This window comes from Campylobacter sp. JMF_01 NE2, assembly GCF_027737365.1.
In the GTDB taxonomy this organism is placed as follows: domain Bacteria; phylum Campylobacterota; class Campylobacteria; order Campylobacterales; family Campylobacteraceae; genus Campylobacter_B.
Genome location: NZ_JAOVTR010000001.1, coordinates 377,799 through 403,670, shown reverse-complemented (window position 1 = coordinate 403,670; position 25,872 = coordinate 377,799). Strand labels below are relative to the sequence as shown.

General features: G+C 40.7%; 29 protein-coding genes. 13 read left to right on the top strand and 16 right to left on the bottom strand.

All coding sequences use genetic code 11. From position 1 onward, the window contains the following. The first annotated feature begins 201 nt into the window (after positions 1-201). The 8 genes from purD to OFO01_RS02140 are packed head-to-tail and all read left to right on the top strand — an operon-like array spanning position 202 to position 9,543. Complete coding sequence (gene purD / locus OFO01_RS02175; protein ID WP_270858546.1) at positions 202-1,449, top strand: phosphoribosylamine--glycine ligase; 1,248 nt, start codon at positions 202-204, stop codon at positions 1,447-1,449. Between the two features lie 4 nt (positions 1,450-1,453). Next, positions 1,454-1,900, top strand: a complete 447-nt coding sequence (locus tag OFO01_RS02170; protein ID WP_270858545.1) for an RDD family protein — start codon at positions 1,454-1,456, stop codon at positions 1,898-1,900. A 28-nt stretch (positions 1,901-1,928) separates the two neighbouring features. Beyond that, on the top strand, positions 1,929-4,136 hold the full coding sequence (locus OFO01_RS02165) for an LPS-assembly protein LptD (protein WP_270858544.1): 2,208 nt from the start codon (positions 1,929-1,931) through the stop codon (positions 4,134-4,136). Beyond that, positions 4,133-4,867, top strand: coding sequence for a phosphoribosyltransferase family protein (locus OFO01_RS02160; RefSeq protein WP_270858543.1), 735 nt, complete (start codon positions 4,133-4,135; stop codon positions 4,865-4,867). The genes OFO01_RS02165 and OFO01_RS02160 overlap by 4 nt, the downstream gene beginning before the upstream one ends. Then, positions 4,851-6,983 carry a polyribonucleotide nucleotidyltransferase gene (locus OFO01_RS02155; RefSeq protein ID WP_270858542.1) on the top strand — a complete coding sequence of 711 codons (2,133 nt, stop codon included), beginning with the start codon at positions 4,851-4,853 and terminating at the stop codon, positions 6,981-6,983. Before OFO01_RS02160 ends, OFO01_RS02155 begins: the two co-directional genes overlap by 17 nt. Positions 6,984-6,995: 12 nt before the next feature. Next, positions 6,996-7,850 (top strand): universal stress protein, encoded by an 855-nt coding sequence (locus OFO01_RS02150; RefSeq protein ID WP_270858541.1) that lies wholly within the window; start codon positions 6,996-6,998, stop codon positions 7,848-7,850. 41 nt (positions 7,851-7,891) lie between these two features. Beyond that, entirely contained in the window at positions 7,892-9,055 is a 1,164-nt protein-coding gene (locus tag OFO01_RS02145) for an MFS transporter (protein WP_270858540.1), read from the top strand. Then, on the top strand, positions 9,052-9,543 hold the full coding sequence (locus tag OFO01_RS02140; protein WP_270858539.1) for a methylated-DNA--[protein]-cysteine S-methyltransferase: 492 nt from the start codon (positions 9,052-9,054) through the stop codon (positions 9,541-9,543). The genes OFO01_RS02145 and OFO01_RS02140 overlap by 4 nt, the downstream gene beginning before the upstream one ends. A 1-nt stretch (position 9,544) precedes the next feature. On the opposite strand, the gene OFO01_RS02135 is transcribed toward OFO01_RS02140, so the two are convergent. Beyond that, positions 9,545-9,784 carry a cyclophilin-like fold protein gene (locus tag OFO01_RS02135; protein WP_270858538.1) on the bottom strand — a complete coding sequence of 80 codons (240 nt, stop codon included), beginning with the start codon at positions 9,782-9,784 and terminating at the stop codon, positions 9,545-9,547. A 27-nt stretch (positions 9,785-9,811) separates the two neighbouring features. Continuing rightward, positions 9,812-10,072 (bottom strand): helix-turn-helix domain-containing protein, encoded by a 261-nt coding sequence (locus tag OFO01_RS02130; RefSeq protein WP_270858537.1) that lies wholly within the window; start codon positions 10,070-10,072, stop codon positions 9,812-9,814. Positions 10,073-10,156: 84 nt separating this feature from the next. Between OFO01_RS02130 and OFO01_RS02125 the strand changes: the two genes are divergently transcribed. Then, a complete protein-coding gene (locus tag OFO01_RS02125) occupies positions 10,157-10,897 on the top strand; it encodes a type I restriction endonuclease (protein ID WP_270858536.1) in 741 nt (246 codons plus the stop codon). A 381-nt stretch (positions 10,898-11,278) separates the two neighbouring features. Here OFO01_RS02125 and OFO01_RS02120 read toward each other — a convergent pair whose 3' ends face one another. The 5 genes from OFO01_RS02120 to OFO01_RS02100 form a co-directional block, all read right to left on the bottom strand. Then, positions 11,279-11,674, bottom strand: coding sequence for a cyclophilin-like fold protein (locus OFO01_RS02120; RefSeq protein ID WP_270858535.1), 396 nt, complete (start codon positions 11,672-11,674; stop codon positions 11,279-11,281). Positions 11,675-11,690: 16 nt separating this feature from the next. After that, entirely contained in the window at positions 11,691-12,359 is a 669-nt protein-coding gene (locus OFO01_RS02115; RefSeq protein ID WP_270858534.1) for a flavodoxin family protein, read from the bottom strand. A 36-nt stretch (positions 12,360-12,395) separates the two neighbouring features. After that, positions 12,396-12,680, bottom strand: a complete 285-nt coding sequence (locus tag OFO01_RS02110; RefSeq protein WP_270858533.1) for a hypothetical protein — start codon at positions 12,678-12,680, stop codon at positions 12,396-12,398. Positions 12,681-12,742: 62 nt separating this feature from the next. Beyond that, entirely contained in the window at positions 12,743-13,693 is a 951-nt protein-coding gene (locus OFO01_RS02105; protein WP_270858532.1) for an aldo/keto reductase, read from the bottom strand. A gap of 111 nt (positions 13,694-13,804) precedes the next feature. Then, complete coding sequence (locus OFO01_RS02100; RefSeq protein ID WP_333720416.1) at positions 13,805-14,776, bottom strand: aldo/keto reductase; 972 nt, start codon at positions 14,774-14,776, stop codon at positions 13,805-13,807. A gap of 176 nt (positions 14,777-14,952) precedes the next feature. Here OFO01_RS02100 and OFO01_RS02095 point away from each other — a divergent pair, with 176 nt between their 5' ends. Continuing rightward, a complete protein-coding gene (locus tag OFO01_RS02095) occupies positions 14,953-15,495 on the top strand; it encodes a hypothetical protein (protein ID WP_270875515.1) in 543 nt (180 codons plus the stop codon). A gap of 52 nt (positions 15,496-15,547) precedes the next feature. On the opposite strand, the gene OFO01_RS02090 is transcribed toward OFO01_RS02095, so the two are convergent. The 9 genes from OFO01_RS02090 to OFO01_RS02050 all read right to left on the bottom strand — a co-directional run bounded on the left by OFO01_RS02090 (position 15,548) and on the right by OFO01_RS02050 (position 23,021). Continuing rightward, positions 15,548-16,549 (bottom strand): aldo/keto reductase, encoded by a 1,002-nt coding sequence (locus OFO01_RS02090; RefSeq protein WP_270858530.1) that lies wholly within the window; start codon positions 16,547-16,549, stop codon positions 15,548-15,550. Between the two features lie 11 nt (positions 16,550-16,560). Further along, entirely contained in the window at positions 16,561-17,547 is a 987-nt protein-coding gene (locus OFO01_RS02085; protein ID WP_270858529.1) for an alpha/beta hydrolase, read from the bottom strand. Positions 17,548-17,586: 39 nt separating this feature from the next. After that, positions 17,587-18,885 carry an NTP/NDP exchange transporter gene (locus tag OFO01_RS02080; RefSeq protein WP_270858528.1) on the bottom strand — a complete coding sequence of 433 codons (1,299 nt, stop codon included), beginning with the start codon at positions 18,883-18,885 and terminating at the stop codon, positions 17,587-17,589. Between the two features lie 33 nt (positions 18,886-18,918). Next, positions 18,919-19,542, bottom strand: coding sequence for a flavodoxin family protein (locus tag OFO01_RS02075; RefSeq protein ID WP_270858527.1), 624 nt, complete (start codon positions 19,540-19,542; stop codon positions 18,919-18,921). A gap of 25 nt (positions 19,543-19,567) precedes the next feature. Further along, complete coding sequence (locus OFO01_RS02070) at positions 19,568-20,119, bottom strand: flavin reductase family protein (protein ID WP_270858526.1); 552 nt, start codon at positions 20,117-20,119, stop codon at positions 19,568-19,570. Between the two features lie 10 nt (positions 20,120-20,129). Beyond that, positions 20,130-21,239, bottom strand: a complete 1,110-nt coding sequence (locus OFO01_RS02065; protein ID WP_270858525.1) for a carboxymuconolactone decarboxylase family protein — start codon at positions 21,237-21,239, stop codon at positions 20,130-20,132. 10 nt (positions 21,240-21,249) lie between these two features. Continuing rightward, positions 21,250-22,137: an aldo/keto reductase gene (locus OFO01_RS02060; protein WP_270858524.1), complete on the bottom strand. Its 888-nt coding sequence runs from the start codon at positions 22,135-22,137 to the stop codon at positions 21,250-21,252. Between the two features lie 87 nt (positions 22,138-22,224). Further along, positions 22,225-22,683, bottom strand: coding sequence for a hydrogenase maturation protease (locus OFO01_RS02055; RefSeq protein ID WP_270858523.1), 459 nt, complete (start codon positions 22,681-22,683; stop codon positions 22,225-22,227). Further along, positions 22,680-23,021, bottom strand: coding sequence for a formate hydrogenlyase maturation HycH family protein (locus OFO01_RS02050; protein WP_270858522.1), 342 nt, complete (start codon positions 23,019-23,021; stop codon positions 22,680-22,682). The genes OFO01_RS02055 and OFO01_RS02050 overlap by 4 nt, the downstream gene beginning before the upstream one ends. A gap of 161 nt (positions 23,022-23,182) precedes the next feature. On the opposite strand from OFO01_RS02050, the gene OFO01_RS02045 reads away from it, so the two are divergent. From OFO01_RS02045 to OFO01_RS02035, 3 genes are read left to right on the top strand one after another with little or no spacing between them, the layout of a single operon-like run. Continuing rightward, complete coding sequence (locus OFO01_RS02045; protein WP_270858521.1) at positions 23,183-23,959, top strand: hypothetical protein; 777 nt, start codon at positions 23,183-23,185, stop codon at positions 23,957-23,959. 2 nt (positions 23,960-23,961) lie between these two features. Then, positions 23,962-24,513, top strand: a complete 552-nt coding sequence (gene mobA, locus OFO01_RS02040) for a molybdenum cofactor guanylyltransferase (protein ID WP_270858520.1) — start codon at positions 23,962-23,964, stop codon at positions 24,511-24,513. Beyond that, a complete protein-coding gene (locus tag OFO01_RS02035) occupies positions 24,503-25,477 on the top strand; it encodes a phospholipase A (RefSeq protein WP_270858519.1) in 975 nt (324 codons plus the stop codon). Before mobA ends, OFO01_RS02035 begins: the two co-directional genes overlap by 11 nt. Positions 25,478-25,872 lie beyond the last annotated feature (395 nt).

Sequence of the window (25,872 nt, the reverse complement as noted above, 5' to 3'; positions counted from 1 at the left end):
ATGCGCCAGCGTTATTTATGAGGGTCTAACATATTTTAGTAGGCGACGATGTGATTTGCCGGTGTGACGCGGCTCGGTTTGAGGCTCTGAGCTTACGGGTTGCGACCTAAGGGCTTGTCCTAGTTGCAAGATTGGCTTTGTTTTAGGCCGAATCTTTTTCACGCAACGCTCACTTGGGCTATTTTTACACGGAGTTTTACCTTGAAAATTTTAATCATCGGCAGTGGTGGCAGAGAATACGCTATCGCACTTAGACTAAAAGAGGATAAAAATGTTTCAAATCTATATTTTGCCCCAGGAAATGGCGCGACTAGCGCACTTGGCGAAAATTTGGATTTGAAAACTTTTGAGGAACTTGCAAATTTTGCGAAAGACAACAAAATCGATTTGACGATTGTAGGCCCAGAAGATCCGCTTACAAAGGGCATTGTCGATGTATTCAAATCAAAAGGTCTAGTGATTTTTGGACCAAGCAAAGCGGCAGCTCGTTTAGAGGGTTCAAAAGCCTATATGAAGGAGTTTTTGGCTCGCAATGCTATCCGCACCGCTAGATTTTTAAACAGCGATAATTTCGAGGAAATTTCTAAATTTATCCACACCCTAGATGAAAAAGTCGTTGTCAAAGCCGACGGGCTTTGTGCAGGCAAGGGTGTAATAATCGCTCAAAACCACGATGAGGCCAGAGACGCGGCATGGGAAATGCTAAAAGGCAGTTTCGGAGACGCTGGTAAAACCGTGGTTGTCGAGGAGTATTTAGACGGATTTGAGCTTAGCTTTTTTGCGATTTGCGACGGGGATAATTTCGTCTCTTTGCCAGTAGCCCAAGATCACAAACGATTGCTAAACCGCGATCAGGGTCCAAATACAGGCGGTATGGGCGCATACGCTCCAAGCCCGCTAGCAGATGAGGCCCTGATAAAAAGGGTCGAAAACGAAATCGTAGCTCCGACTTTAAGAGGTATGAAAAAAGACGGCAATCCGTTTTGTGGAGTGCTTTTTGTGGGGCTTATGATTGTGGGCGGAGTGCCGTATGTGCTCGAATACAATGTCAGATTCGGCGACCCTGAGTGCGAGGTTTTGATGCCTTTAATCGACGGAAATTTAAGCCAAATTTTATACGATGCAGCCACTGGCAAGCTAACAGACATCAAACTCCGCGATAAATTCGCCGTTGGCGTCGTAAGTGCTAGCGAAAACTACCCTTATAAATCTACGCCAAAAACAAAGATTAATTTAGGCAAAATTCCAGCTAACACTCACATTTGTTATGCTGGCGTTAGCGAAGAAAATGGCGAAATTTACGCAGACGGCGGAAGAGTTTTGGTAAGTGTGGGTGTAGCTAATAATATCAGAGAAGCGCGAAATTTAGCCTATGAATTAGTCAAAAATATAGAATTTGAAGGCGAACAACACCGAAGCGATATCGCATATCAGGCACTTAGGGACTAAGTAGGTGATTGCTAGTCTTCCTAAGAGAATTTTCGCCTTTATTTTAGATGAGGTGATTATGGGCGTGCTTTTTACCTTTATGCTCATTAGCGTGGCTTCCGAGCCCTTGCTTGCGGCCTCACAGATGAGTGGAAGCGACCCAATGGCGCTAAATAACGCAATCGCGCCGTATTTGCCCTATTTAGTAATGGTGAAATTTTTATATCACGCGATATTTGTATATTTTTATGGCGCGACTTTGGGAAAACTAGCCCTAAAAATAAAAGTCATCAGTGCAAGGGACGAAAACGAGAGGCTTAGCTTTGGCGTTTGCGCGTTTAGATCGGGCGTTAGGCTTGTTAGTGAAACAGCATTTTATATTGGATTTTTGTTTGCATTTTGGACGAAATTTCGTCAGAGTTTGCAGGATTTGGCAGCAAAAACCTTGGTGGTAGAAATTGAAAAAAAGTAAAATTTTAATATTAACATTTGGTGCATTAGTGGCAAATTTGCTTAACGCAAAGGTGCAAAATGTCGAGTTAATCGCCGATAATGTCGAGCGAAACGGCTTTTTAACCATAGCCAGAGGCAATGTAACTGTGTATTCACAGGACTATTTTCTTACAGCCGATCGCGCCACTTATGATGAAAAAAACGAAATAATCGAGCTTTTTGGCAATGTAAATGCTATGCGTGGGGATAACGAAACCACCAGAGCCGAATACATTAAAATCGATTTGAAAAACAATACCCAAGAGGGCAAAGCGACCTTTATGATGGATAAAGACGCTGAGCTTTGGATGCAAAATGATGAGAGTTGCAGTGATAGCGAGTATTACCGTGTCAAGGGCTCTGTGATATCTAGCTGTAATGTCAATGATCCAGACTGGAAAATCAAATTTAGCAGTGGCAAGCTAAATAAAGAGAGCAAATTCTTGCACCTTTTCAACCCTAGATTTTATATCGGCGATGTGCCTGTGTTTTATCTGCCGTATTTTGGCGTGCCTACTGATACTACCCGCAGAACCGGTCTCTTGCCACCAGAGGGCGGATATATCGGCGATGAGGGCGTGTATTATAAACAGCCGATTTATTTCGCGCCGTATGATAGCTGGGATTTGCAGTTAGATCCACAGGTTCGTTCGCGCCGTGGTTTTGGTGTGTATGGGACATTTAGGTTTGCGGATTCGCCGTATTCAAGGGGCGAAATTCGTGGCGGCGTGTTTGATAATTTCACCCGCGCCCAAGAACGCTTAGAGTATAAAAACGAAAAACACCACGGATACGAGATCGAATACGATAGAAGCAAGCTAGCTGGATACCTAATCGACGGAAATTTCAAAGAAAATTTATGGATTGACTTTACGAAATTAAACGACCTTGAATACTATGATTTAAAGAGCAAAGGCGGCGTCGATGAGGACGATAACGCGCTAGTAACCTCTAAGCTAAATTATTATTTGACGACAGATGACCATTATTTCGGGCTTTATGGCAGGTATTATATCGACACTAGCAAGCTCAACCAAGATAGCGTCTTCCAAAACCGCGATACGGTTCAAGAGCTACCGACTGCGCAATATCATAAATTTATCGATGATATCTTTGTGCCAAATTTGCTCTACTCTGTGGATTTAAAGGCGCGAAATTTCACCCGCCAAGAAGGCGTTACCGCGCGCCAATATGAGCTTGATATTCCGCTTGGTTATAGCGATAGATTTTTGGGCGATTATTTGGGACTTAGCGTGAGCGAGCGTGTGTATATGACGCATATAGATTGGAGCGATAAATACTACTATGCAAATGGCGAGCTAGAAGCCGATAAAAGCACATTTTACGCCAATCAATACACCGAATTTTCAGCATTTACGGATTTAGCCAAGGCGTATGAGAGCTTTTATCATACTATGACTTGGAGGGCTGATTTAAGGATTCCTGGCTGGCAAAAGGGCGAGATTGATAAGAGAATTTTAAAATCTCACCAATACGAATACGATGAAAAAAATGGAAATTTACGCAAATCCCGCTTGGCAAGGTTACAAGATTCGCTGTATTGGGAGGATAATTTCCTTGGCGAGCTTGGCGAAGAATACACGCACGAAAATATCGCCCTTGGCATGACGCAGTATTTTTACGATGAAAATGGGCGCAAATTTATCCGCCACTCGGCTAAACAAAGCTATGATTTTGACGATGAAGAGCTGGGAAATTTCGACCATAGATTTGATATTTATTTCGCAAATGGGCTAAATTTGGGGAATCGTTTCACATACTCGCACAAATACGATAGTTTTAGCAAGGTTCAAACCTACGCAAACTACTCGAATTCTGATTTTAGCGCGAGCATAAGCCATGCTTATACCTACGATCAATTCGGCGACGAAAACGAAAAAAGGTATAAAAAAGACAACTACACAATCGCAAATTTAAGCGCGAATTTGCCGGGAAATAACAAAATTTTCGGGCGCTGGGAGTATGATTTGGCTAGGTCGTATTCAAAAATGTGGAGGCTAGGTATCACGCATACGAGAAAGTGCTGGAACTACTCTTTCGTCTATCAAGAAGACATCGAGCCAAAAAACACGAGCAATGCTGATTACACCAAGGCTAAAAAAGAGCATGGATTTTACTTTTTCGTAAATTTCTACCCATTTGGCGGGGTTGGATATGATTTTTCGGTTGATACCGAGTATGGTGAAGTGCAATGATACCAAGAGCGGAATTGATGTTTGAAAACGAAGTAGAAGCAGCCGAAAAGCTAGCTGAAATTTTGCCTTCAAACGCGGTAAAAAACGAAAATTTCCTAATCATAGCCCAGTCGTTATCATCGATTTATTTGGTAAAAAGACTATCTGAAAAGCTAAATTTAAGCTATGAATTTTTATTTAGCGAGATGATTTATGCGCCAAATAATCCAGAGTGTGTGATAGCCTGTGTGAGCGAAACGCAAGAGATAGTTTTCATAGATGAGCTTGTCAAAAGCTTTGGGATAAGTTTGGATTATATTTATGGGCAGGCTAACCGCAAATATGAGGAAAAAATTTTAAAAAATGTCTATAAATTTCGCAAGGGCGCGCTCTTGCCTGATTTGGCTAGAAAAAATGTAATCTTGGTCGATGAGGGTTGCGAGAGTGGGCTTACGACGATGACATGTATAAAAACCCTAATCAAACTAAATGCAAAGACGATTTTTTATGCTACGCCGGTTATTAGCACTGATAATGCCGAAGAGATAGAAGCCGCGGTAGATGGGCTATACGCCGTGCATAAAATAAAAGATTTTGTAAATGTGGATTTTTATTACAAAGAGAAAAAAGAGGAAAAAGCCGAGGATATTATGCAAATTTTAAATAATTGCGAATTTTACCTACCATTTCACAAAGAAAAAAACATTGATAAAAACGAAAACAAGGAGAGTAACAATGCAGTGCAAGATTGATGTAAATAATCAATTAGAAATTTTTGACATAGACAAGGTCGCAAAACAAGCAGCGGGTGCTGCGCTTATGCGTGTGGGTGATACTGTGGTGTTAGCTACGGTCGCTAGGGAAGATAGACAGGTAGAGGAAGATTTCTTGCCACTAACCGTGCAATATATCGAAAAAATGTATGCTGTGGGAAAAATCCCTGGCGGATATATCAAAAGAGAGACCAAACCGGGCGATTTTGAGACATTAACCAGTCGCATAATCGATAGATCGCTTCGCCCACTTTTTCCAAAAGGATATGCCTATCCTACCCAAATCGTAGTTTATGTCCTTTCAGCAGATCCTGAGGTGGATTTGCAGGTCGTGAGCTTAAATGCGGCAAGTGTGGCGCTATATCTAAGCGATATTCCTATGAAAGCCCCTGTTTGCGGTGTCAGAGTAGGCCAAATAGACGGAGAGTTTGTGCTAAATCCGTCAAATTCAGCCCTTAAAAAATCAGCCCTTGATCTGTATGTAGCTGGCGTGGGCGACGAGCTTTTGATGATTGAGATGCGCTCGCTCCCTCAAATCGTAGATGGCGTCCAAAGCATGAACGAACTACCAGAGGATTTGACAGCCCAGGCGATAAATTTCGCTGCTAAGGCTATCGAAGAGGGCTCACGCAAATACGAGGAAGCATTTTTAGCGCTTAAAAAACCAGATGCAAATTTAGAGTATAAACCAGAAATCGAAGATGAAAATATCGCCAAATATATCGATGAAAACTATAAAGACGCCGTAAAAGAGGCGATTAATCAAATGGCAAAAAGCGAGCGCGCAACCGAGCTAAATAAAATCGTAGATAAAATTTTAACCGATGAAATCGCGGTGCAAAACGAGTGGCAAAAAGAAGTAGTAACAAATGTCATTGGCAAATACAAACGCCAAATTATTCGCACTCAAATCATCGAAGAGCGTCGCAGAGCCGACGGACGCGCGCTAAATGAGGTGCGCCCAATCAGCATTGAGACAAACATTTTGCCACGCGCGCACGGCTCATGCCTCTTTACCCGCGGTCAAACACAGGCTTTGGTAGTTGCCACACTTGGTGGAGATAGCGACGCTCAGCTTAGCGATAGCCTAACTAGCCCAGAGCCGATAGCTGAGAAATTTATGTTTAATTACAACTTCCCTGGATTTTGCGTAGGCGAAGCAAGCCCGCTAAAAAGCCCAGGCCGCAGGGAGCTAGGACACGGAAATTTGGCAAAACGAGCGATTTTTCCAAGTATTGATATAAATTCGCCTCAATCAATGCGCGTAGTAAGCGAAATTTTAGAGAGCAACGGATCTAGCTCAATGGCATCGGTGTGCGGTGGCGCACTATCGCTTCGCGCAGCTGGTGTAAAAACCATAAAACTAGTCGCAGGTGTCGCAATGGGACTAATCTTTGAGGGCGAAAAACACGCGATTTTAACCGACATTATGGGCTTAGAAGATCACGACGGGGACATGGATTTCAAAGTCGCTGGTAGCAACGACGGAATCACCGCGCTTCAAATGGATATCAAGCTTGGCGGAATTAGCCTAGAAGTGCTAAAAGAGGCGCTAGCGCAGGCCAAAGAGGGCAGGGCGCATATATTAAATTTAATGGAGGAAGCAAACGCAAATATCGTAATCAACGAAGCCGTGCTTCCAAAACTCGAAATTTTCAGCGTCGATCCTAGCAAAATCGTCGATATCATCGGTCAAGGTGGAAAAACGATTAAAGAAATCACCGAAAAATTCGGCGTTAGCATTGATTTAGATCGCGAAAAAGGCGAGGTTAAAATCCAAGGCGCGAACAAAGACGGCGTCGATGGCGCAAAAGAGAGAATTCTTTCTATTGTTTCAAATTCGAAAGATTTCCGCAAGCCGCGTGGCGATAGAGGCGATAGGCACGAGCGCAAAGAGGTAAAATTTGAAATCGGCGAGGAATTTGACGGCGTAGTGCAAAGCTCGCTAGATTTTGGCACATTTATTTCACTTCGTGACGGCGTAGATGGGCTTTTAAGAGCGAAATTTATCACAACTCCATTTAAACCGGGCGATGTGGTTAGAGTGCGCGTAACAGAGCAAAAAGGTAGTAAAATTTCACTAGAATTAGTGTAAAAAGGAGGCAAAATGGAGCTTAAAAAACTTTTTTTCCCAATCGGTGGCGGCGAAGAGTTAGAGGGCAGAATTCGTGGTGCGTTGCTTGTGAATAAATTTTTTGGCACACACATGAATATCATGGCATGCCAGCTAGATCCTAAGATGATTTATAATGTCCGCATGACGCTAAAAGGCGGGGTTTTGATGGACGAGTTTTTGGAGTCGGCAAACGAGGAGATGAAGGCTGAGCGCGATGAAATCGGCGCAGTTTTCGAGGCAGAGTGCAAAAAAATCGGTCTTGATATGCACGAAGATGAGAGAGTGGGAAATAGTGCTTGCTTGCGCCATTTGGTAGGAATTCGCTCTGAGCTAGTTGAAAAGCACTCTAAATACTGCGATCTTGTCGTGGTCTCAGTGCCCCCAACAGGCACGATTACGGGCACTTTCGAGGCGGCTGTTTCAAAAAGCGGCAAGCCTTGTATCGTAATCCCAAGAGAGCTAAAAAGCTTTAAAGCTGATAAAATTTTGGTCTCTCTCACCGGCACGGCTGCAAGTGCCAGAGCGCTCGATCACTCGTTAGACTTGCTCAAAAAAGCGCAAAATGTCACAATCATCACAGCCAATCACTATCTCCAAGATAGCGCAGAAGAGACTAAGCGCAGAATCACCGAGTATCTAGCACTGCACGATGTGAAAGTCGATAAATTCGAGCTTTTAAACATTGACGGCAAAATTCCAGGTCAGGTTTTGATAGACTATGCAAACAACGGCGGATACGATTTAATCGTCGCTGGACTTCACTCAAACACTGGAATTAAGGAAATTCTGCTTTCAGGAACGAGCAAATTTTTCTTGCAAAATACGCAAATTCCTGTTTTAATGTAAATTTTATATGGGATTTTCCCATATAAAATCCTAAATTTAAAATGAAAAACAAATTTGTCTATATTTTGGCATTTTCGCATTTGTGCTGCGATATAAATCAAGGCGCACTCGTGGCGATTTTGCCGTTTTTAATCGCCAGCTATCACTACGATTACGCAACCGCTGCAAGCCTAGTCATGGTCTCAAATATCGTTGGTTCGCTAATCCAGCCCGTTTTTGGCTCGCTCGCTGATAAGAAAAACACCCCTTACATTATCCCGCTAGGTCTTATTTTAGCAGGTGGCGGTATCGCGCTAAGTGGCGTTGCGCCCTCGTTTGCCGTGCTTTGTGCGGTCGTGATGATCACAGGAATTGGCGTGGCGATGTTTCACCCACAAGCCGCAAGAGCCATAAATAAATGCTCTAATGCGCACAACAAAGCCCAAAATATCGGCATTTTCTCATTTGGTGGGATTTTGGGATTTTCTTTGGGTCCGCTTTTCATGACAGCGATTATTAGCGCGTTTGGGCTAAAAGGCACACTGATTTTCATAATTCCGCAAATTTGTGTCAGTATCGTATATAGATTTTTTTACGCCGAATTTAAAAGACTTGGCGAAATTACACCCAAAACAGCCACAAACACCCAAACTAACGGCGTCGATGACTGGGGCGGATTTTATAAACTCATGGCGTTAATCTGCGGGCGTTCTATCATTTTTCACGGATTTAATACATTTTTGGCGCTTTATTTTATCTACGAATTTGACCAAAGCAAGGCTTACGCAAACACGCTACTAAGCGCATATATCGGCGTGAGCGCGATTTTTACCCTTCTTGGTGGCAGATTTGCCGATAAATTCGGCTTTACAAAGATGATAAAAATCTCATTTCTTTGCCTTTTGCCGATTATGATAATGCTAGCAACCATGCAAAATTTGGGCTTTGCTGTGGTTTTATTAGCACCGCTTGGCATTTTTCTAGCTCTTTCTTATAGCCCGATTATCGCACTTGGGCAGGGTTATTTGCCAAACCGCGTTGGGCTTGCTTCTGGCGTTACATTTGGGCTGACCGTTAGTATCGGCGGGATTTTTGCGCCGATTTTGGGCTTAATAGCCGATAAATTTGGACTTAGTTATGTTTTATACACGCTTTGCGGGGTTTGCGTTTTGCCACTAATCATGGCGTTTTTCTTGCCAAATTTAGAAAAAAAGCAAAGCTTATGAAATATTTTTGGCATTATAGCTCACCGCTTGGCGAGATTTTTATGCAAAGCGACGGAGCAAATTTAACAGCACTTAAATTTGGCAAATTTAGCGATTTTGGCACAGAATTTAAAGAGCAAAATTTGCAAATTTTTGAAGATACAAGTGCTTGGCTGGATATTTATTTTAGCGGAAATTTACCAAATTTCACACCCAAAATTTCACTAATTGGCAGCGAATTTCAGCTTGAAATTTGGCAAATTTTAATGCAAATTCCTTTTGGGGCGACCATGACTTATGGCGATATTGCGCGCAAAATCGCACTAAAAAGACAAATCCCAAAAATGTCCGCCAGAGCCGTAGGTAGAGCAGTGGGAGCTAATCCTATCGCGATAATTATCCCTTGCCACCGAGTTATCGGCAGTGGCGACAAACTCACAGGCTACGCACACGGGCTGGATAAAAAAGAGTTTTTGCTAAATTTAGAAAATGCGAAATTTAGGGCTTAATTTAATCCGCTTTTTGGATTAAAACTCTTTTGCATTTTATGATTTCATCAAATCCGCTTTCGAATTTACCGAGATTTATGACGCCTTCGTAGTATGGCTGAGGTTTGTAGTAAAGCACTAAATTTCCCCACGGCGAGAAATAGCCTAAATCGCCAACTTTGCCGTCCGAGCTGGGATCACCAGTAAAATTCAATCGCACGGGCAAATCCGCGATTTTTTCTCGTCCTGCGTAATCTTTCAAAAATTGGAAATTGTAATTAAGAAAATTTTAAATAATATCTTCTAAGATTTCGCAAATACTGATATTTAAAGCTTTTGAAATTTTATAAATATGTTCTAAATTAAAATGTTTTCCATAGCGATTGTTTTCGCAATTTGAATAAAATGCAACAGATTTAATGCCGATCTCCAAAGCCAAATCAAGCTGCGAAATTCCCTTGCTTTCGCGCAAATTTCGCACATTTTGAGATACTTTTTTGTAAAATTCTGTTATTTCTTGTTCGTTTATATTGCTAAATTCTTTATTCATATTTATCCCATAGGTTAAATGAGATTTAAATTTATCAATGCTATAATGCTTTTTCTATATCCTATGGGATAAAAAGGAGAAAAAGTGGATTTAAAAGAACAAATTAAAATAATTGGCGCCAATGTAGCAAAATTGAAAGATAGTATCCAAACAGAAGAGGCAACAAAAACAGCTTTTATAATGCCTTTTATACAAGCTTTGGGATATAATGTTTTTAATCCATTGGAAGTTATACCAGAATTTACCGCAGATATAGGAATAAAGCAAGGTGAAAAAGTTGATTATGCTATTTTTAAAGATGAAAAACTTATTTTATTGATTGAGTGTAAAAAAATTGGAGCGGAATTAAATTTAAATAATGAAAGTCAATTGTTACGATATTTCCATGTAAGCAATGCCAAATTTGCCATTTTAACAAATGGTGAGTCATATAAATTTTATTCTGATATAGAGCAGGAAAACAAAATGGATACAACTCCATTTTTGTCATTTAATATAACAAAAATTAAAGAAAATCAAATTTTGGAATTACGCAAATTTTGCAAAGAAAATTTTGATTTTGATAAAATTTTAGACACTGCTACAACTTTAAAATATTCAAATTCTATTAGAGAGGCTATAAAAACTGAACTGAGCGAACCAAGTGATGAATTTTTAGCTGTTTTTATAAAAAGAGCATATAATGGTAGAATTACAAAAAAAGTTTTGGAACAATTTAACTCGATTGTTAAATACAGCCTTAAACAATTTATAGATGATAGTATCACTGAAAGATTACAAAATGCTATAAAAGCAGAAGCCGAGCAACAAACTCCACCGCCATAAATAGAAGAAGAAATTCAAGAAAACGGCGGGATAGTAACAACAGAGGAAGAGTTAGAAGCTTTTCGTATTGTTAGAGCTATTTTATGCGATAAAATTCCTGTTGAGAAAATCCACTACAAGGATACAAAATCATACTTTGGTATTTTATACGACAATAAAGTAACTAAATGGATTTGCAGATTAATATCAACTGAAAATCGCAAGATATTGATGTTTCCGACAGATAGTAAAATCGAAGAAAGGATTGAAATTACTGATATCAGTGATTTGTATAAATTTAAAGATAAATTTGCGCAAGTTGCATTGGCATATTGCGAATAAAATAATAGCAAAAATAAATTCGCCAAAACTGGCGAATTTATTAAATTTATAATTTAAATTTTAATCCGCTTTTTGGATTAAAACTCTCTCGCATTTTATGATTTCATCAAATCCGCTTTCGAATTTGCCGAGATTTATGACGCCCTCGTAAAAAGGTTGCGCTTTGTAATAAAGCACGAGATTGCCCCATGGCGCGAAGTAGGCTAAATCGCCGACTTTGCCGTCCGAGCTGGGATCGCCGGCAAAATTTAATCGCACAGGCAAATCCGCGATTTTTTCTCGCCCTGCGTAATCTTTCAAATTTAACTCTAATGGCAAATTTTCATAAAAACTCTTTGCCGCGCCAGTATCGCTCAAAACAGCCACCGCGCGGACATTTTCACAACTAAATTCTACTCTCATATCGCCTCCAAATGCAAAAATTATATTCAAACACAAAAAAAGTAGTTTTTTCATAAATTTCCTTTTAAATTTAGCCCAAATTCATCTGCGCTAACTTCGCCCCAAGATTAAAAGCGTTTTGCAAATCTATCGGAAACTGCGTTTCTCGCACCATTTTTTTGTGCGGTTCGCTAAACATATTACAATCATACTTCGAATAGTCCTTAAACTGGTAAGTATCGCACACCAAAAGCGTCTCGCAGTGCCCATAGACCATTTTTAGTCCGAGCTCGTTTCCGCTCCACATCGCTTCCATGTTATACTGCGCGACCTGCTCCTTTGTCGCGTTCATCGTATAGATTAACCCAAGCGGGATTTTTTTCTTTAAATTTAGCTCATAGCGTCCGTTTTCATCTAGCATATACGACCCACCGGCAAAAAGCATACGCTCTAAGAGGTTTCTAAACATGCCTGTCGGATAAAAATCATAAATCGGAGAGCCTATTATTAGGGCATCGGCGTTAATTATTTTTTCTAAAATCTCTCTTGCTCCGTCTTTTACGGCGCAAAGTCCGCCTAGACTTTTGCCCTTTCTTTTACAGGCAAAGCAACTTATACAGCCCTTAAAATCTATATCGCCTAAATTTATAAACTCAGTTTCTGCACCCACGCTTTGCGCGCCTTTTTTGCTAGATTTTAAAATTTCAGCCGTGTTGAAATTTTTCCTTGGACTTGCGTTTATGATGATAACTTTTTTCATATTTTTCCTTAAATTCCTTGCCTAATCCTGCAAATTTTATTTTAGCAAAATCCCGTTAGCATTTAGCCACGCTTTTATATCATCGCCGAGAGTCGCACCGCCTGAATAATGCAAAGCAAATAAATCACCGCCAACTAGCCAAGCAAGGTATTCGGCGATGATTTTTGTATTTAATGTGCGAGTATAATAAACAATCAAAATTTTATGATTTTTAGCAAATTTGCTTAAATTTTCTTTTAAATTTGGGCTTAAATTTGCCACACTAAATACCGCCATAGTGCCAAAAATAGCGGTATTTTTAATAAATTCTCGTCTTTTCATCAAAATTATTTTTTACCCCAGTCTTTTATACCGCCACCTTGAAACTCTTCTATTCCCCTGTGTCAGTGGATTTCGATTTTATCAAGCGTGCTTTGAAGTTCGCTAAATTCGCTCTCGCTTAATTCCACACTCCAAGCACCTAAATTTTCTAAAATCCGCTCTTTGTTTTTCGAGCCCGGAATCGGCACGACATTTGGATATTTGTGCAACATCCACGCTAAGGCGATTTGTGCAGGAGTTGCGTTTTTTCGTTTGGCAAATTCACTCACAAGCTCTACCAATGGAGCGTTTTTTTGCATATTTTCCTTTGACAACTGCGGGATAAATTTCCTAACATCATCGCTATGCGAAAAATCGCTTTTAGCGTTTAATTTGCCCGAAAGCAGACCGCTAGCTGTTGGCGAAAACGGCACCAAGCCGATATTGTTAGCTAAGCAGTATGGCAAAACTTCGCTTTCGCAATCTCGCTCGACCATGTTATAAAGATTTTGCACGGCTGAAACAGGCGTGATTTCGTGTGCTTTTTGGATAGTGTTTTTAGCAACTTGCGAAAGTCCCCAACCGCGAATTAATTTCTCATCAATCAATTTTCCCATAGCCTCAGCTACGATTTCTACGGGGATTTCAGGATTTACGCGGTGTAAATAATACAAATCAACATAATCAGTTTGCAGATTTTCAAGCGATTTTTCTAAATGCCTTTTGATAACCGCATACGCCGAGCCTTCGGCCGAAATTTCAGATTTGTCAAACATTAATTTTGTAGCCAAAACCACGCTCTTTCTAAATTCTTTTACGGCTTTTCCTAAAATTTGCTCGTTGTGTCCGTAGTGGTAGAGTTGTGCGCCGTAAATTTCGGCAGTATCGAAAAACGAACAACCAAATTCAAAAGCGGTTCTAATGGCTTCAATGCTGTAATCAATGCTAGGAATTTGTCCGTATCCGTGCGAAAAGCCCATGCAACCAATGCCGATTGGCGAAACTTCTATGTTGCCTAATTTTCTTGTTTTCATCATTTTGCCTTTTTTTGATTTCATCTGCGTTTAGTAAATTTAAGCCAAATTTGCAACTACGCCTAAAATCAGCGAATTTTTCAAAAAATTTCTTCGTTGCATAAAAACCCCTTAATCAGGTAGTTTCCAGCCGTTTAACCTTTCTACCGTCGCAGGGTCATTGTGATAAACTTCGCTAAAAAGGGATTTTTGCTCGTCCATATTGGCGATTGTTTGCATATCGTTTGTGCTAAGCTCGAAATCAAAAACGCTGAAATTTTCTATCATACGATTTTTGCGAGTGGTTTTTGGTATGACGATAATGTCAAGCTGGATAAGATAGCGCAAAATCGTCTGAGCCACGCTTTTGCCGTATTTTTCGCCGATTTTTTTGAGAATTGGGTTGTTAAACATATCGTTTCTACCCTCGCCAAAACTCGCCCAGCTTTGCACAGCTATGCCATATTTTTTGGCGATTTCGCGGTCAAATTTACGCTGATGAAACGGATTTAGCTCGATTTGATTAAGAGCTGGTTTGATTTCGTTATTTATGGCGAAATCCACTAAGCGATCAGGATAAAAATTGCTAACGCCGATTGATTTTATGCGTCCTTCGTTTTTTAGCCTACTCATCGCGCGCCACGCTCCGTAAATGTCGTTATATGGCTGGTGGAGCAAAAGCAAATCAAGATAATCTAAATTTAACTTTTTCATACTAGCTTCAAAACTGCGTAAAACGCCACTTTCTGTCGCGTTGCTAACCCAAATTTTGGTCGTGATAAAAAACTCATCTCGCTTAATCCCGCCTTTAATAGCCGAATTTACCGCCGCTCCCACGCCAAGCTCATTTTGATATGCCTGAGCCGTGTCGATAGAGCGGTATCCCACGCTAATGGCGTCTTCAACGCACCTTTGGGTGTCGTTTTGTGGGATTTGATACACGCCGTATCCTAAAATAGGCATTTTGTTGCCGTCATTTAAAGTGATAAATTTCATAGCTTCTCCTTTTAAATTTTGCGAATTCGCGTTTAAATTTAGCGCACCGCCAAACATTGCCACACCACCTAAGATCGCAGAATTTTTTAAAAATTCCCTTCTTTGCATAAAAATCCTTTCGGCAAATTTGATGAAATTTTAGCAAATTCGAGAGTAAAATTCATAGAACAATTCTCCAAATTCCTTGCCTAATCCTGCAAATTTTAATTGTTTTAAAAATTTATCTTAAATTTTATATAATTTTGAAATTAAATTCATAAAAATGGATATAAAAAAGGTTTATAATGTGGTTAAATTTGCGTAAATTTTTTGGATTTTTGGCACTTTTGCTATGTTTGATTTCATTTTTTTATGCCGTTTTTATGCAACTGAGTGGTAATTTTTTTGCGATTTTATACTACCCAATAAGCGCTATTTTCTTCCTTTTTTCTTTGTATTTTTATTTCAAACAAGATAAAAAAACCAAAAGGCAAATGGTTGGTTTTGCTTTGATTTTTGTTTTCATTGTCTTACCTTTTGTTAGTGTGAAATTTTATAATTATGCTTTTAAAGAGCCAAGCTATTTGGTGGGTGAAATAATTTTGGCTAAAAAAATCTCGAATTCAGACGGAAATATCACAAAATATCTAAAACCACAACTCATACAAACCATAAAATCACAAAATTTAGATTATCTAAAATCACAAGGTTTTAGCGTAAATTCGCAAAGCGAACGCACAAGTGCATTTTTTAAAGGTATCGTCAAAAGGCAAAATTTCGCAATATCAATAATAATTGAAAATGACAAAGTGGAAGTCCTAGCGTTTAGTGGATACAATGCGTTATGAATTTACTTAGGCGATTTTGCCTAAGTAAATTCCTTGCCTAATCCTGCAAATTTTATTTTCGCTCGATTCGCTCTGGGCCGCCTTTGTTGATAGCGCCTACCACTTTGTGTGGGACATACAGCTCTTCGAGGTATTTGATCTCGCTATCATCAAGGCTGATTTCAAGGCTTTTAGCCCAGTCATCTAAATGCTCTGTTTTAATTGCTCCAAGCACAGGGCTATCCACACCCTTAGCAAAGTGCCACGCTAATGCGATTTGCGCCATGCTCACACCACGATTTTTCGCTACTTCATCAATCCTAGCGATGATTTTAAGGTCGCTTTCTTTAAATTCATCGTATTTTACGCGCAAAACCTTGTCTTCATCTACGCGTTTTGAATACCCGTCCCACGAAGTGTGAGCTAAATGTCCCCCAGCTAGCGGGCTATACGGCGCGATACTGGTGCCAAACTGCCTACACACGGGGATCAAATCCCGCTCATCTTCCCTATAAATCAGGCTATAATGGTTTTGCATAACGCTAAATTTGGTCAAATTTTCACGCTCGGCGCATAGTTGCATGTTAAAAAACTGATAGCCATACATCGCACTAGCCCCGAGCGTTCGGACTTTTCCGGCTTTCACTAATTCGTGCAAAGCGCTCATAGTCTCAAAAATTTCGTGGTCGTAGTCGAAGCGATGTATCATATACACATCGACATAGTCCATATTTAGGCGTTTTAGTGAGCCTTCGATTTCACGCATGATTGCCGTTTTGCTTAGTTTGCCTTCGTTGAAAAATACCTTAGTTTCGATGACGACATCTTCTCTTTTGACGCCTAAATTTCGAAGCGCCTTGCCTAGATAAATCTCAGAATCGCCGTTGGTATAGACATTTGCGGTATCAAAATAATTTATACCAAGCTCCAATGCCCTTGCGACAACCTTTTCGCAGGTTTTTTCATCAGCGTCAGTCCAAGTAAGAAAGTTTGGATTTGGTCTGCCAAAACCCATGCAACCAAGGCAAATTTGCGAAATTTTAATGTCAGTTTGCCCTAAATTTGTGTATTTCATAATCTCTCCTTTTAATATCTGTTTATAAAATCTTTGATTTCGATAAACGAATTCTCGCTCTCCCAAAGCTCTGGCATCACAAGCGCGAAATCGTGTGGCATACCGCTATACACGCTCAGGCTAAATTCGCCGTTAGCTTTGGTTAGTCTGCGCGCTAGTTCGACGCCGTCATCGGCTAATAGCTCGTATGCGCCCACTTGGATTAGCATTGGTGGCAGGTCGCTCAAATCGGCGTATAATGGCGAAAGGCGTGGATCTTTTAAATCGAAATTTTTCGCATAGCTTGGCGGAGCGATGATTTCTTTGTAGAGAAATTTGTTTTTTTCGCCCAAAACAGCGTCTTTTTTGGCGTTGTTTTTTTTGGAAGCCAAAGCCATACTCATATCCGTCCATGGCGAGATTAGCACCATAAGGCGGGGTTGCGCGATATTTTTTTCTTTTAGATACAGGCTTAATGCAAGGGCTAAATTTCCTCCGGCACTATCGCCGATGATTGCGATATTTTCGGGCTTTACGCCACTATTTAGCAGATATTCATACGCGCTAAACGCATCTTCAAGTGCGGCAGGGTATGTAAATTTAGGCGCAAGGCGGTAATTTAGCATATAAATTTCCTTCGCGCCCGTAACCGAAGCGTGTTTTAGGGCGAAATTTCGGTATCTATCGTGCAATCCACCCACATAACCGCCGCCGTGGAGTTGCAATATGGTTAAATTTGAGTTTGATTTCAAATTTGCTAATTTTTCGATTTTTAGCTCACCGCTCATAATCTCGCTGTGCTCCCAACCGCTAGGCGCACTAAATGGCGCAGGTTTTGGCGCGTTTTTATCAGGGTTAAAAAATTTATCCATTTGCGCTGCCATATACTCTTGCTTCGCGCTATTTTCGAATTTCAGCCCCGAATTTTGGGGAGTTGTATCGTGTTTGGCGCACCCTGCTAGGCTTAGTGCCACAGCCACGCTCGCACAAAAAAGCGAAAATTTATTTAAATTTTTCATATTTTTCCTTTCATTAAATTTTGCCTAATTCTGCAAATTTTATTTTAATTTCTCATATTTTTTACTTAAATTTAGGCCCAAAATTCCCCATACAAACGAAATTATTGCGCCTAAAATCAAAACTCCACTCGCGCCAAATTTAGCCAGTGCTACGCCCTCGACCTGCGATGAGAGCGCGTCTCCACCACGATAAACGACCGTGTCAAGGAAGTTTTTGACCTTGTATTTGCTCTCGCTATCAAGCGGGACAAAAAGCATTTCGCGAGCCGGTTTTACAAGGGCGTATTCGCCGATTCTGCGCAGGCTCATCACAAGCGCAATGCCCCAAAATGCTGGGTGTGTGAAGCTTAGCATAATAAATCCGAGCGCAATCACAAATCCAAGCAGAGCCAAAAGCCACTTTATGCCAAAAAATTTAGCGATTTTTGCCGTTAGGAAAATTTGTATAAAAAAACTAGCGCTTTGCACGATGAGATCGATGTTCGCAAAGGCTGCCGCCCTTGCTTCACGCGTCTCAAAAACCGCGCGCACAATCCTAGCTTGTTCCATGTATAAAAATGTGCTAACGCTAGTTAGCAATAAAACAAAGCCTACAAAAGATAGCAAATAGGGCGATTTTAAGATGATTTTAAAGCCATCAAGCGGATTTTTGCTAGGTAGGGGAGTGCTGAATTTTTGTGTGAAATTTGCTTTTTCGCTCTCGTTTTGGAGCAAATTTAGCCCCTCTTTTATGATTAAATTTTTTAAAATCAAGGCAAAAAGTAGCAAAAACGCCGATAAAAATATGAAATTTTGCGTCGAAACTTCTCGCAAAAAGCTAACCAAACCAGCCCCTGCAATCCCGCCTAAACTCGCTCCTGCGCTGATTATGCCAAACATTGATTTGCTGGTTTCTTTGCTAAAAACATCTGCTAGGACGCTCCAAGCCGAGCTTATGACAAAGAGATTAAAAACGCTAACCCAAATGTAAAAAACCTTGCAAAGCGTGGCAAATGCGGGGCTCTGGGCGTCAATAAATCTCATAGCCACGAAAAATCCTAGCAAATTTAGAGCAAAAAATATAAAAATGGCGTCGGTGTAGAGTTTGCGTTTGATAGTCCCGCTTAGCCACATAGCCACAAACGAACAAACAATCGTAGCGACAAAAGTGCCTAAAAATAGCCATTTTAGCTCGTCGCTTCCGCCGTGAATCCCAAGAGCGTCGCGAATCGGGCGGAGTAGCGCATACGAGCAAAAAAGCGAAAAAATAAAAAACGCGCTGTAAAGCAAAAGCTTGAATTCTTCGTGCTTTATCTCAAAAATTGAGTGAATTTTATCTGTAAATTTCGCCTTATTCATTTTAAAATTTGCCTACGATAAATTTTTGCGCATTTACCTAATGAAATTTGTCAAAATTTGCTCTTCATATTCTGGCATAGCAACAGCATTTTTGGCAAATTCTTTGTTTTTGACAAACCAAGCGATATTTTTGGCTAGTGTTCGCATGGTCTGCAAGCCCTCTTCGTCCTTTGGAAGGTCATCAGGCGTCATGGCGTGGGCTTCGTTCCAATACTGCGAACCAGCCAAAAACATATTTGCAATCGTAAAAAATTTATTTAGCCTATCAAAACTCGCACTAGCCCCGCCACGCCTAGCTATAAGGACACTTGCGCCGATTTTACCGCTAAATTTATTTCCACCCACGAAAAAAAGCCTTGTCAAAAACGCCTGAATTCTAGCTGTGGGTCCAGCGTAATATACAGGGCTTCCAGCTACTATGCCGTCGAATTCGTCAAGCCTTTGGATTATGTCATTTATGGAATCGTCTTTTATGGCACAACGCCCTGTTTTGGCGCAAGAAAAACAGGCAATGCAATCATTTATCGCCTTTTTGCCAAGGTATAAAATTTCGCTTTGAACGCCGTTGTTTTCAAGCTCTTTTGCGATTTCGCTTAATGCTAAATTTGTGCTTCCGTTTTTGTTCGGACTGCCGTTTATTAGTAGGATTTTTGACATATTTGCTCCTTAAATTTACTAAATTTCACACGCCCTTGCCGTCAAGATAAAATTTTTTCCCTGCGACATAATGAAGCGTTTTTAGCTCATCGCCAACTTCATCAAAACGCCAATGTGAGCCGTCAAAAACCCTATCGTCGCCATAAGCTGCCACAACCTGCCCGATAAAAAGGTCGTAAGTTTGCTCGTTGTGAGACTCTGGGATAACCTTGCAAATTATCCACGCAGCGCAACCTGCGACTAGCGGGACTTTGAAGTCATCTTTATAAAACAGCTCCACGCCGTCCATTTTATGCGGGTTGTCGAAGCGAGAATTGTTTTCATCGCCCAAATTTAAAAGTAGATCTTTTTGCGTAAAAACCGGAATTTGCACCGCAAAATATCCGCTTTTTTCGATTAAGGTGCGTGTAAATGAGCCATTGTGTGGCACTATCGTAACTTTGTCGTAATCAAGCGGACACGCCCAAGTAACCGCCATAGCGTTTTTTACGCCATCAAATTCAGCCGAGACTATCGTCGTAGCACCGTGGTTTAAAATGTGGTAGGATTTTTGAATATCGACATTAATAATTGCCATTTTTTGCTCCTTATTTTAGCTTTTTATACTGCTCGTCGCTTACTGGTTCTAGCCACTCGTTGCTAGTCTCGACGCCATCGACTTCGACGGCGATATGCGCAAACCAGCTATCCTTTGCTGCGCCGTGCCAGTGTTTGACGCCAGCTGGTATATTTATAACATCACCTGCTTTCATTTCGATCGCTTCCTTGCCCCATTCTTGGTAGTATCCGCGACCTGCTGTGGCGATTAAAATTTGACCGCCACCGCTTTTGGCGTGGTGGATATGCCAGTTGTTGCGGCAGCTCGGCTCAAAGACCACATTATACATTTTGACCTGTTGGGTCGAAATAGCGTTTAGGTAGCTGTTTCCGCTGAAATACTTCGCATACGCGCTGTTTAGTTCGCCCACGCCAAATGGGCTAATTTTGGCGAATTCGTCCTTGCTCATGGCACTAGGATTGCTAAATTTGGCCGAATTTGAAATATTTAAAATTTCATTTATTTGTGCGTCTGTAACGCCGTTTAGTTTAGCGATTTTTATGTGAGCGTCCCTTTGTGGCTCGGTGCCACTCATCGCCGCTAATGCTGCAACCGTGATGATCTCGCGCTCCTTCCACGAAAAAATTTCGCTCGCAAAAATATCGCCAAATAAATGCGCCTTCAAATAATAATCCACATCTGCGCTAAGTGCGCTTAAATCGACTTTTGAGCCCACTAAATCGGTTTGTGTTTTAGAGCCGATTTCAAGGCTATTTAAATTTTTCTCTATGATTTTATTTTCCGTGCCTTGCGTGGTTTTCAAGCCCATTTTTTCGCGCTCTTTAAGCGTTTCGCTTAAAACGCCAAGCCCATTTAGGGCTTTTGGAAAGCCACAATACGCATAAAGTTGCGCCATTAAATCTTTAATCTCAGCCACGCTTATACCGCTATCAAGCGCAGAATTTACAGCGTTTTTTAACTCGGTCAAATTTGAACTAGCCAAAAACGCTGAAATTTTGGTTAAATTTAGCTCTTTTTGGTTTAAATTTTTGATTTCGTTTTGTGAAATTTGCATATTCTTCCCCGTTTCATTTGCCATGCAAACCCCGCAAAATAGCGAAGTTAGGGCTAGTGTTAAGATTGATTTTTTAAAAAACATACTCTCTCCTTTAAAATTTTTCAAGATTTGCGATTTTTTTCATATCATCATCGCTAAGTTTGAAATCAAAAATGCTTATATTTTCGATCATACGGGACTTTGTCGCGGTTTTTGGGATAGTGATGATATTTCTTTGTATTTGCCAACGCAAAATGACCTGCGCCGCGGTTTTGCCGTATTTTTCGCCAATTTTTTGAAGCGTTTCATTTTTTAAAATTTTAGAACTTCCTGAGCCAAAAGGCGAATAGGCTTGCGTGGCGACACCTAGTTTATCAAGCCCGTTTTGCGCACGAATTTGCTGTTTGAAAGGGTGAAGCTCGATTTGATTAAGCACAGGTTTTACACTAAATTCATCGCAAAGCTCTCTCACTAAATCCACGCTAAAATTGCTAACGCCGATTGATTTTATTAGTCCCTTTTCTACTAGCTCACAAAACCCAGCCCAAATGCCCTTAATATCGCCATAAGGAGCGTGGATTAGATACAAATCAATATAATCAAATTTAAGCGCATCTAGGCTTTCATAAACTGCTCTTTTTGCGCCCTCAAAGCCCACATTTGCGCCCCATTGAAGCTTTGAAGTTACGAAAATCTCATCTCGTTTTATGCCACTATTTCGCACAGCTTCGCCCACGATCTCTTCGTTGCGGTAATACTGCGCCGAGTCAATGTGGCGGTAGCCCACTTCTAAGGCATTTTCGATAGCTTTTAGCCCGTCCTTGCCACGAATATCCCAAGTGCCATAGCCCAAAATAGGGATTTCCCTGCCGTTATTTAAAGTGAAATTTGGAACTAAATTTTGCATTTTTGCTCCCTTGTTTGCAAAAAGCGAATTTGCGCTCACAATCGCGCCTGCGCCAAAAATTACAGAATTTTTCAAAAAACTTCGTCTTTGCATAAAATTTCCTTGAAAATTTTAAAATTTCGCAGAAATTTTACCAAATTTGGGGTGGAATTTGGTAGAACAATCCTCCAAATCCCTTGCCTAATCCTGCAAATTTTTGTCTAATTCTTTGATTTTTTCGATTGCAAGAAGTGCGCCAGTTTTGGCTGTTTGCGAGAGCGTGGAAGAAAATTCGCCTAAATTTAGCAAATCAACCTTAATGCCTAAAAATAGTATTTTTGGGATAAATTCGCGCAGGTATTTGATCCACACGCACGCTGGGATATTGTGTGCGCTGTAAAAATAACTCACATCATCGCTTAAATCCACGAATTCGCACTCAAATTTGGCGTTTTCGTCCATTATCACGCCGATTGCATCGACAGCGACTAAGATTTCTGGCGCGTAAGCTCTGATTTTGGAAAATTCATTTTCTGGCATGTCCCCGCCAAAAAATACCTCCCAGCCCGGAAGCTCACGCATAGCGATTTTACCGACCTGTGCGCCTACGCCATCATCGCCACGAAGCTCGTTTCCCACGCATAAAATCGCTTTTTTCATCTAAAAACTTTCCTAAGCGTTAAATAACCCTCATCTAAATCTTTTAAAAACTCACCCAAAGCCGAATTTTTAAGGCTTTGCAAAAGTTTTATGGCGTGTTCTGGGAAGATTTCGATTTCATTTATCGTAGCGATATTTCCTAGCTTAAATTTCGCGTATTCATCGCCCGCGCTTAGTATCTCTTCCCACTCGTTTTCGCTAAATTCGCAAATCTTCTCGCTAAAATCAATCGTGCCAACCCCATGCCCAAGGCTCGTAAAAATGGTGATATCCCTAAATTTCGGCGCAGCGTCTGGCTCATCTACATGGCGTTTTGTCAGCTTCCAAACCTCTATCATAATCCTGCCTTAAATTTGAAATTTTGCGAAATTATACAGATAAATTCTTAATTATTAAAATTTAAAAAAATCCAAAATTTTGCCCTTTATTTGCTATAAAAGTAGTATAATCTTTCACTTAAAAGCAAAAGGCTTTTAGGACAAATTTTAAGGAGGGCGGTATGAAGGTTGTAAGTATTGTTGTAGTAGATGGCAGTGTCGTAAATGAATCTGATTTGATTACAAGTATTGCGTCGTATGATGATTTTAGCGCGATTAGCGCAGAGCTTCGAAAAGCCCTGAAAAAAAATTATATTAACAAGTCGCAATATACGAAAATTTACAAAAAAATCACCGCGCAAACTGGGTTTTCGCGCGCGAAATTTGACTATACTCCATACGCGAAAGATATCGAGGAGCTGGTTTCAAGGGGATACACGGTCAAAGCGATTTTGGCCCATATCGGCGAGAAGGACGCGGAGTTTAAAAAATCTGTGAGCGCTTCGGGGCTAACGCACTTCATAGCTACGAATTGTAAGGACGAAAAAAACAAAATTCGCGCAATCGCAAAGAGCAAAAACGAGCTTTTGCAAGCGTATAAATTTGAGCTTAAAAAGCTCCATTTCAAGGGCATTTCTGACAAAGATATTTTGCGAGTAATGAGAGAGAAATACCCTGAGGATTTCACTAAAATCACAGAGGCGCAAATCCATGAGTTTATAGAAACCAACGCCAAACTCGATATGGGGCGCAAAATTTCACTTCTTAAAAAACCAAGCCTGTATGATGAGCATTTCGACGAGATTATGAGCTTGTATAAAAGTGGCATGAGGGTCTATGATATCTGGAAAACACTAAGGCAAAAATACCCAAAACTAGCCAAACTTCAAGCCCCAAGCCTGTATCATTTCATCGGAAATAACGCACTTGGCAAGGCAAAATATATGCAAGAAGGATAGGCTTGGGCGAGCCTAGAATTTGCGTGATTTTGTGCGGCGGCAAAAGCTCTCGCTTTGGCAGAGATAAGGCGATAGAGCCATTTTTGGGCGAGCCTAGCATGACGCATTTTTGTTTTAAAAGGTATTCGCGCATTTTTTCGCAGGTTTTCGTCTGCGCAAAATCGCAAAAATTTAGCCCCCCGCTTCCTTTGATAAAAGATGATTTTGAGGATTTTTCGCCTATGGGCGCGCTGTATTCAGCACTAAGGGGATTTGCTGGGGAAAGGGTTTTTATCGTGCCTGCTGATACGCCATTTGTGAGCGAAGAGGCAATTCGCGCGCTTTGGGAGAGTAGGGCTGAGATTTCGCTTGCAAGTGATGGCGAAAAAATGCATAATTTATGCGGATTTTTTAGCGGGGATTTGGCGGAGCGTGCGCTGGAATTTTACCGCAAAAACAACCATAAAATCGGCGAATTTATTACTTCTTGCGATAGTGAAATTTTAAAATTTGAAGACAAAGCGCAGTTTTTAAATATCAATTACGAAAGCGATTTGGAAAAAGTTGAAAACTAAAATTTTATTTTTGGCGCTATTTAGCGTTTTGCGCGCAGATGATGGCGAAATTTTGGCGAAAGCTAGGGATTTTGAGGCAAAGGGCGATTATAAAAACGCTATGATTTATTATAAAAAATTAGCTCTTGCAAACACTGGCGCGCAAAATTCAAACGGAATTTCAAAGCCAAATTTAGCGTCAAATTCTAGCAAAAATTCGGCGCAGTATCCGAAAAAGCAAAATTTAGCGAATTTAGATTTGAATTCCGCGCCAAAACCAAGCAAAAAACAGAATTTTAGCGAATTTCTGGGCATTAAATATTACGAGCCAATTTACGCTCTCTTTACTCACGATCATCATAAAAAAGAGGGTCGTAGCCCCAACGAAGCGCACTTTGCGTTTAGTTTCGAACGGCCTATAAGCTATGATTATTTTGGCTTTGGCGAGAAAATTTCCTTTGCTTACACACAAAATTCGTGGTGGCAAATCACCGCTGATAGCGCGCCATTTAGGGAAAATAACTACAAGCCAGAGCTTTTTATGAGTCTGACGCCAGATTTTGCCGATGAGCTAAAACTTGGCGTTTTGCACGAATCAAACGGCAAGGACGGGGCGGATTCGCGTTCAATCAATCATCTTTACGCGCAAAGTTCATGGAGATTTGGAGGCTTTGAAATCACGCCGAGACTTTGGTATGCTTTCGGGTTAGATCAACGCAACAAGGACATTAGCGAGTATATGGGCTATGGGGATTTGCGCGCTTTGTATAGTTTCGGGCGACACAAAGTCATGGCCAAATGGCGCAACAATCTGCGCTTAAACTCGCAAAATCGCGGTGCAATCGAGCTTGATTTTATATTTCCGCTATTTAACAGCGGGCTTTATGGGTATTTTAGGTATTTTAGTGGATACGCTGAAAGCCTAGCGGATTATAAAAAAAGTGTCGATAAAATCGGCCTTGGCGTCTCGTTTGTGGAATTTTAAATTTCGCCAAATACTGACCTTGAATTTTGTATAATTTGTCATTACAAGAAATGCGAAGCATTTCAGTTAAATAAAACCAGCTAAATTTAGAAAAACGAAGTTTTTCTAAATTTAGCCACTTCTAAGGTTTTACAGGGGTGGGGGTTGGTAAGGGGGAGGGTAGCGTCTCCTAAAAAGCGCGCCCTCCCCCTTACAGAGAATTTCACGGCGCAGGTTAAATTCAAAAAATCGTTCAATGCTAAATTTAGGTTGAATTTTGAATTTAAATTTTTCTGGATTGCTTCGCTCGTTACACTCGCTCGCAATGACACGGAATTTGCGCACTTTAAATTTTATTCTCGTAGATTGCTTCGCTTTCTACGAAAGCTCGCAATGACAGATTAAACAAATTTAAA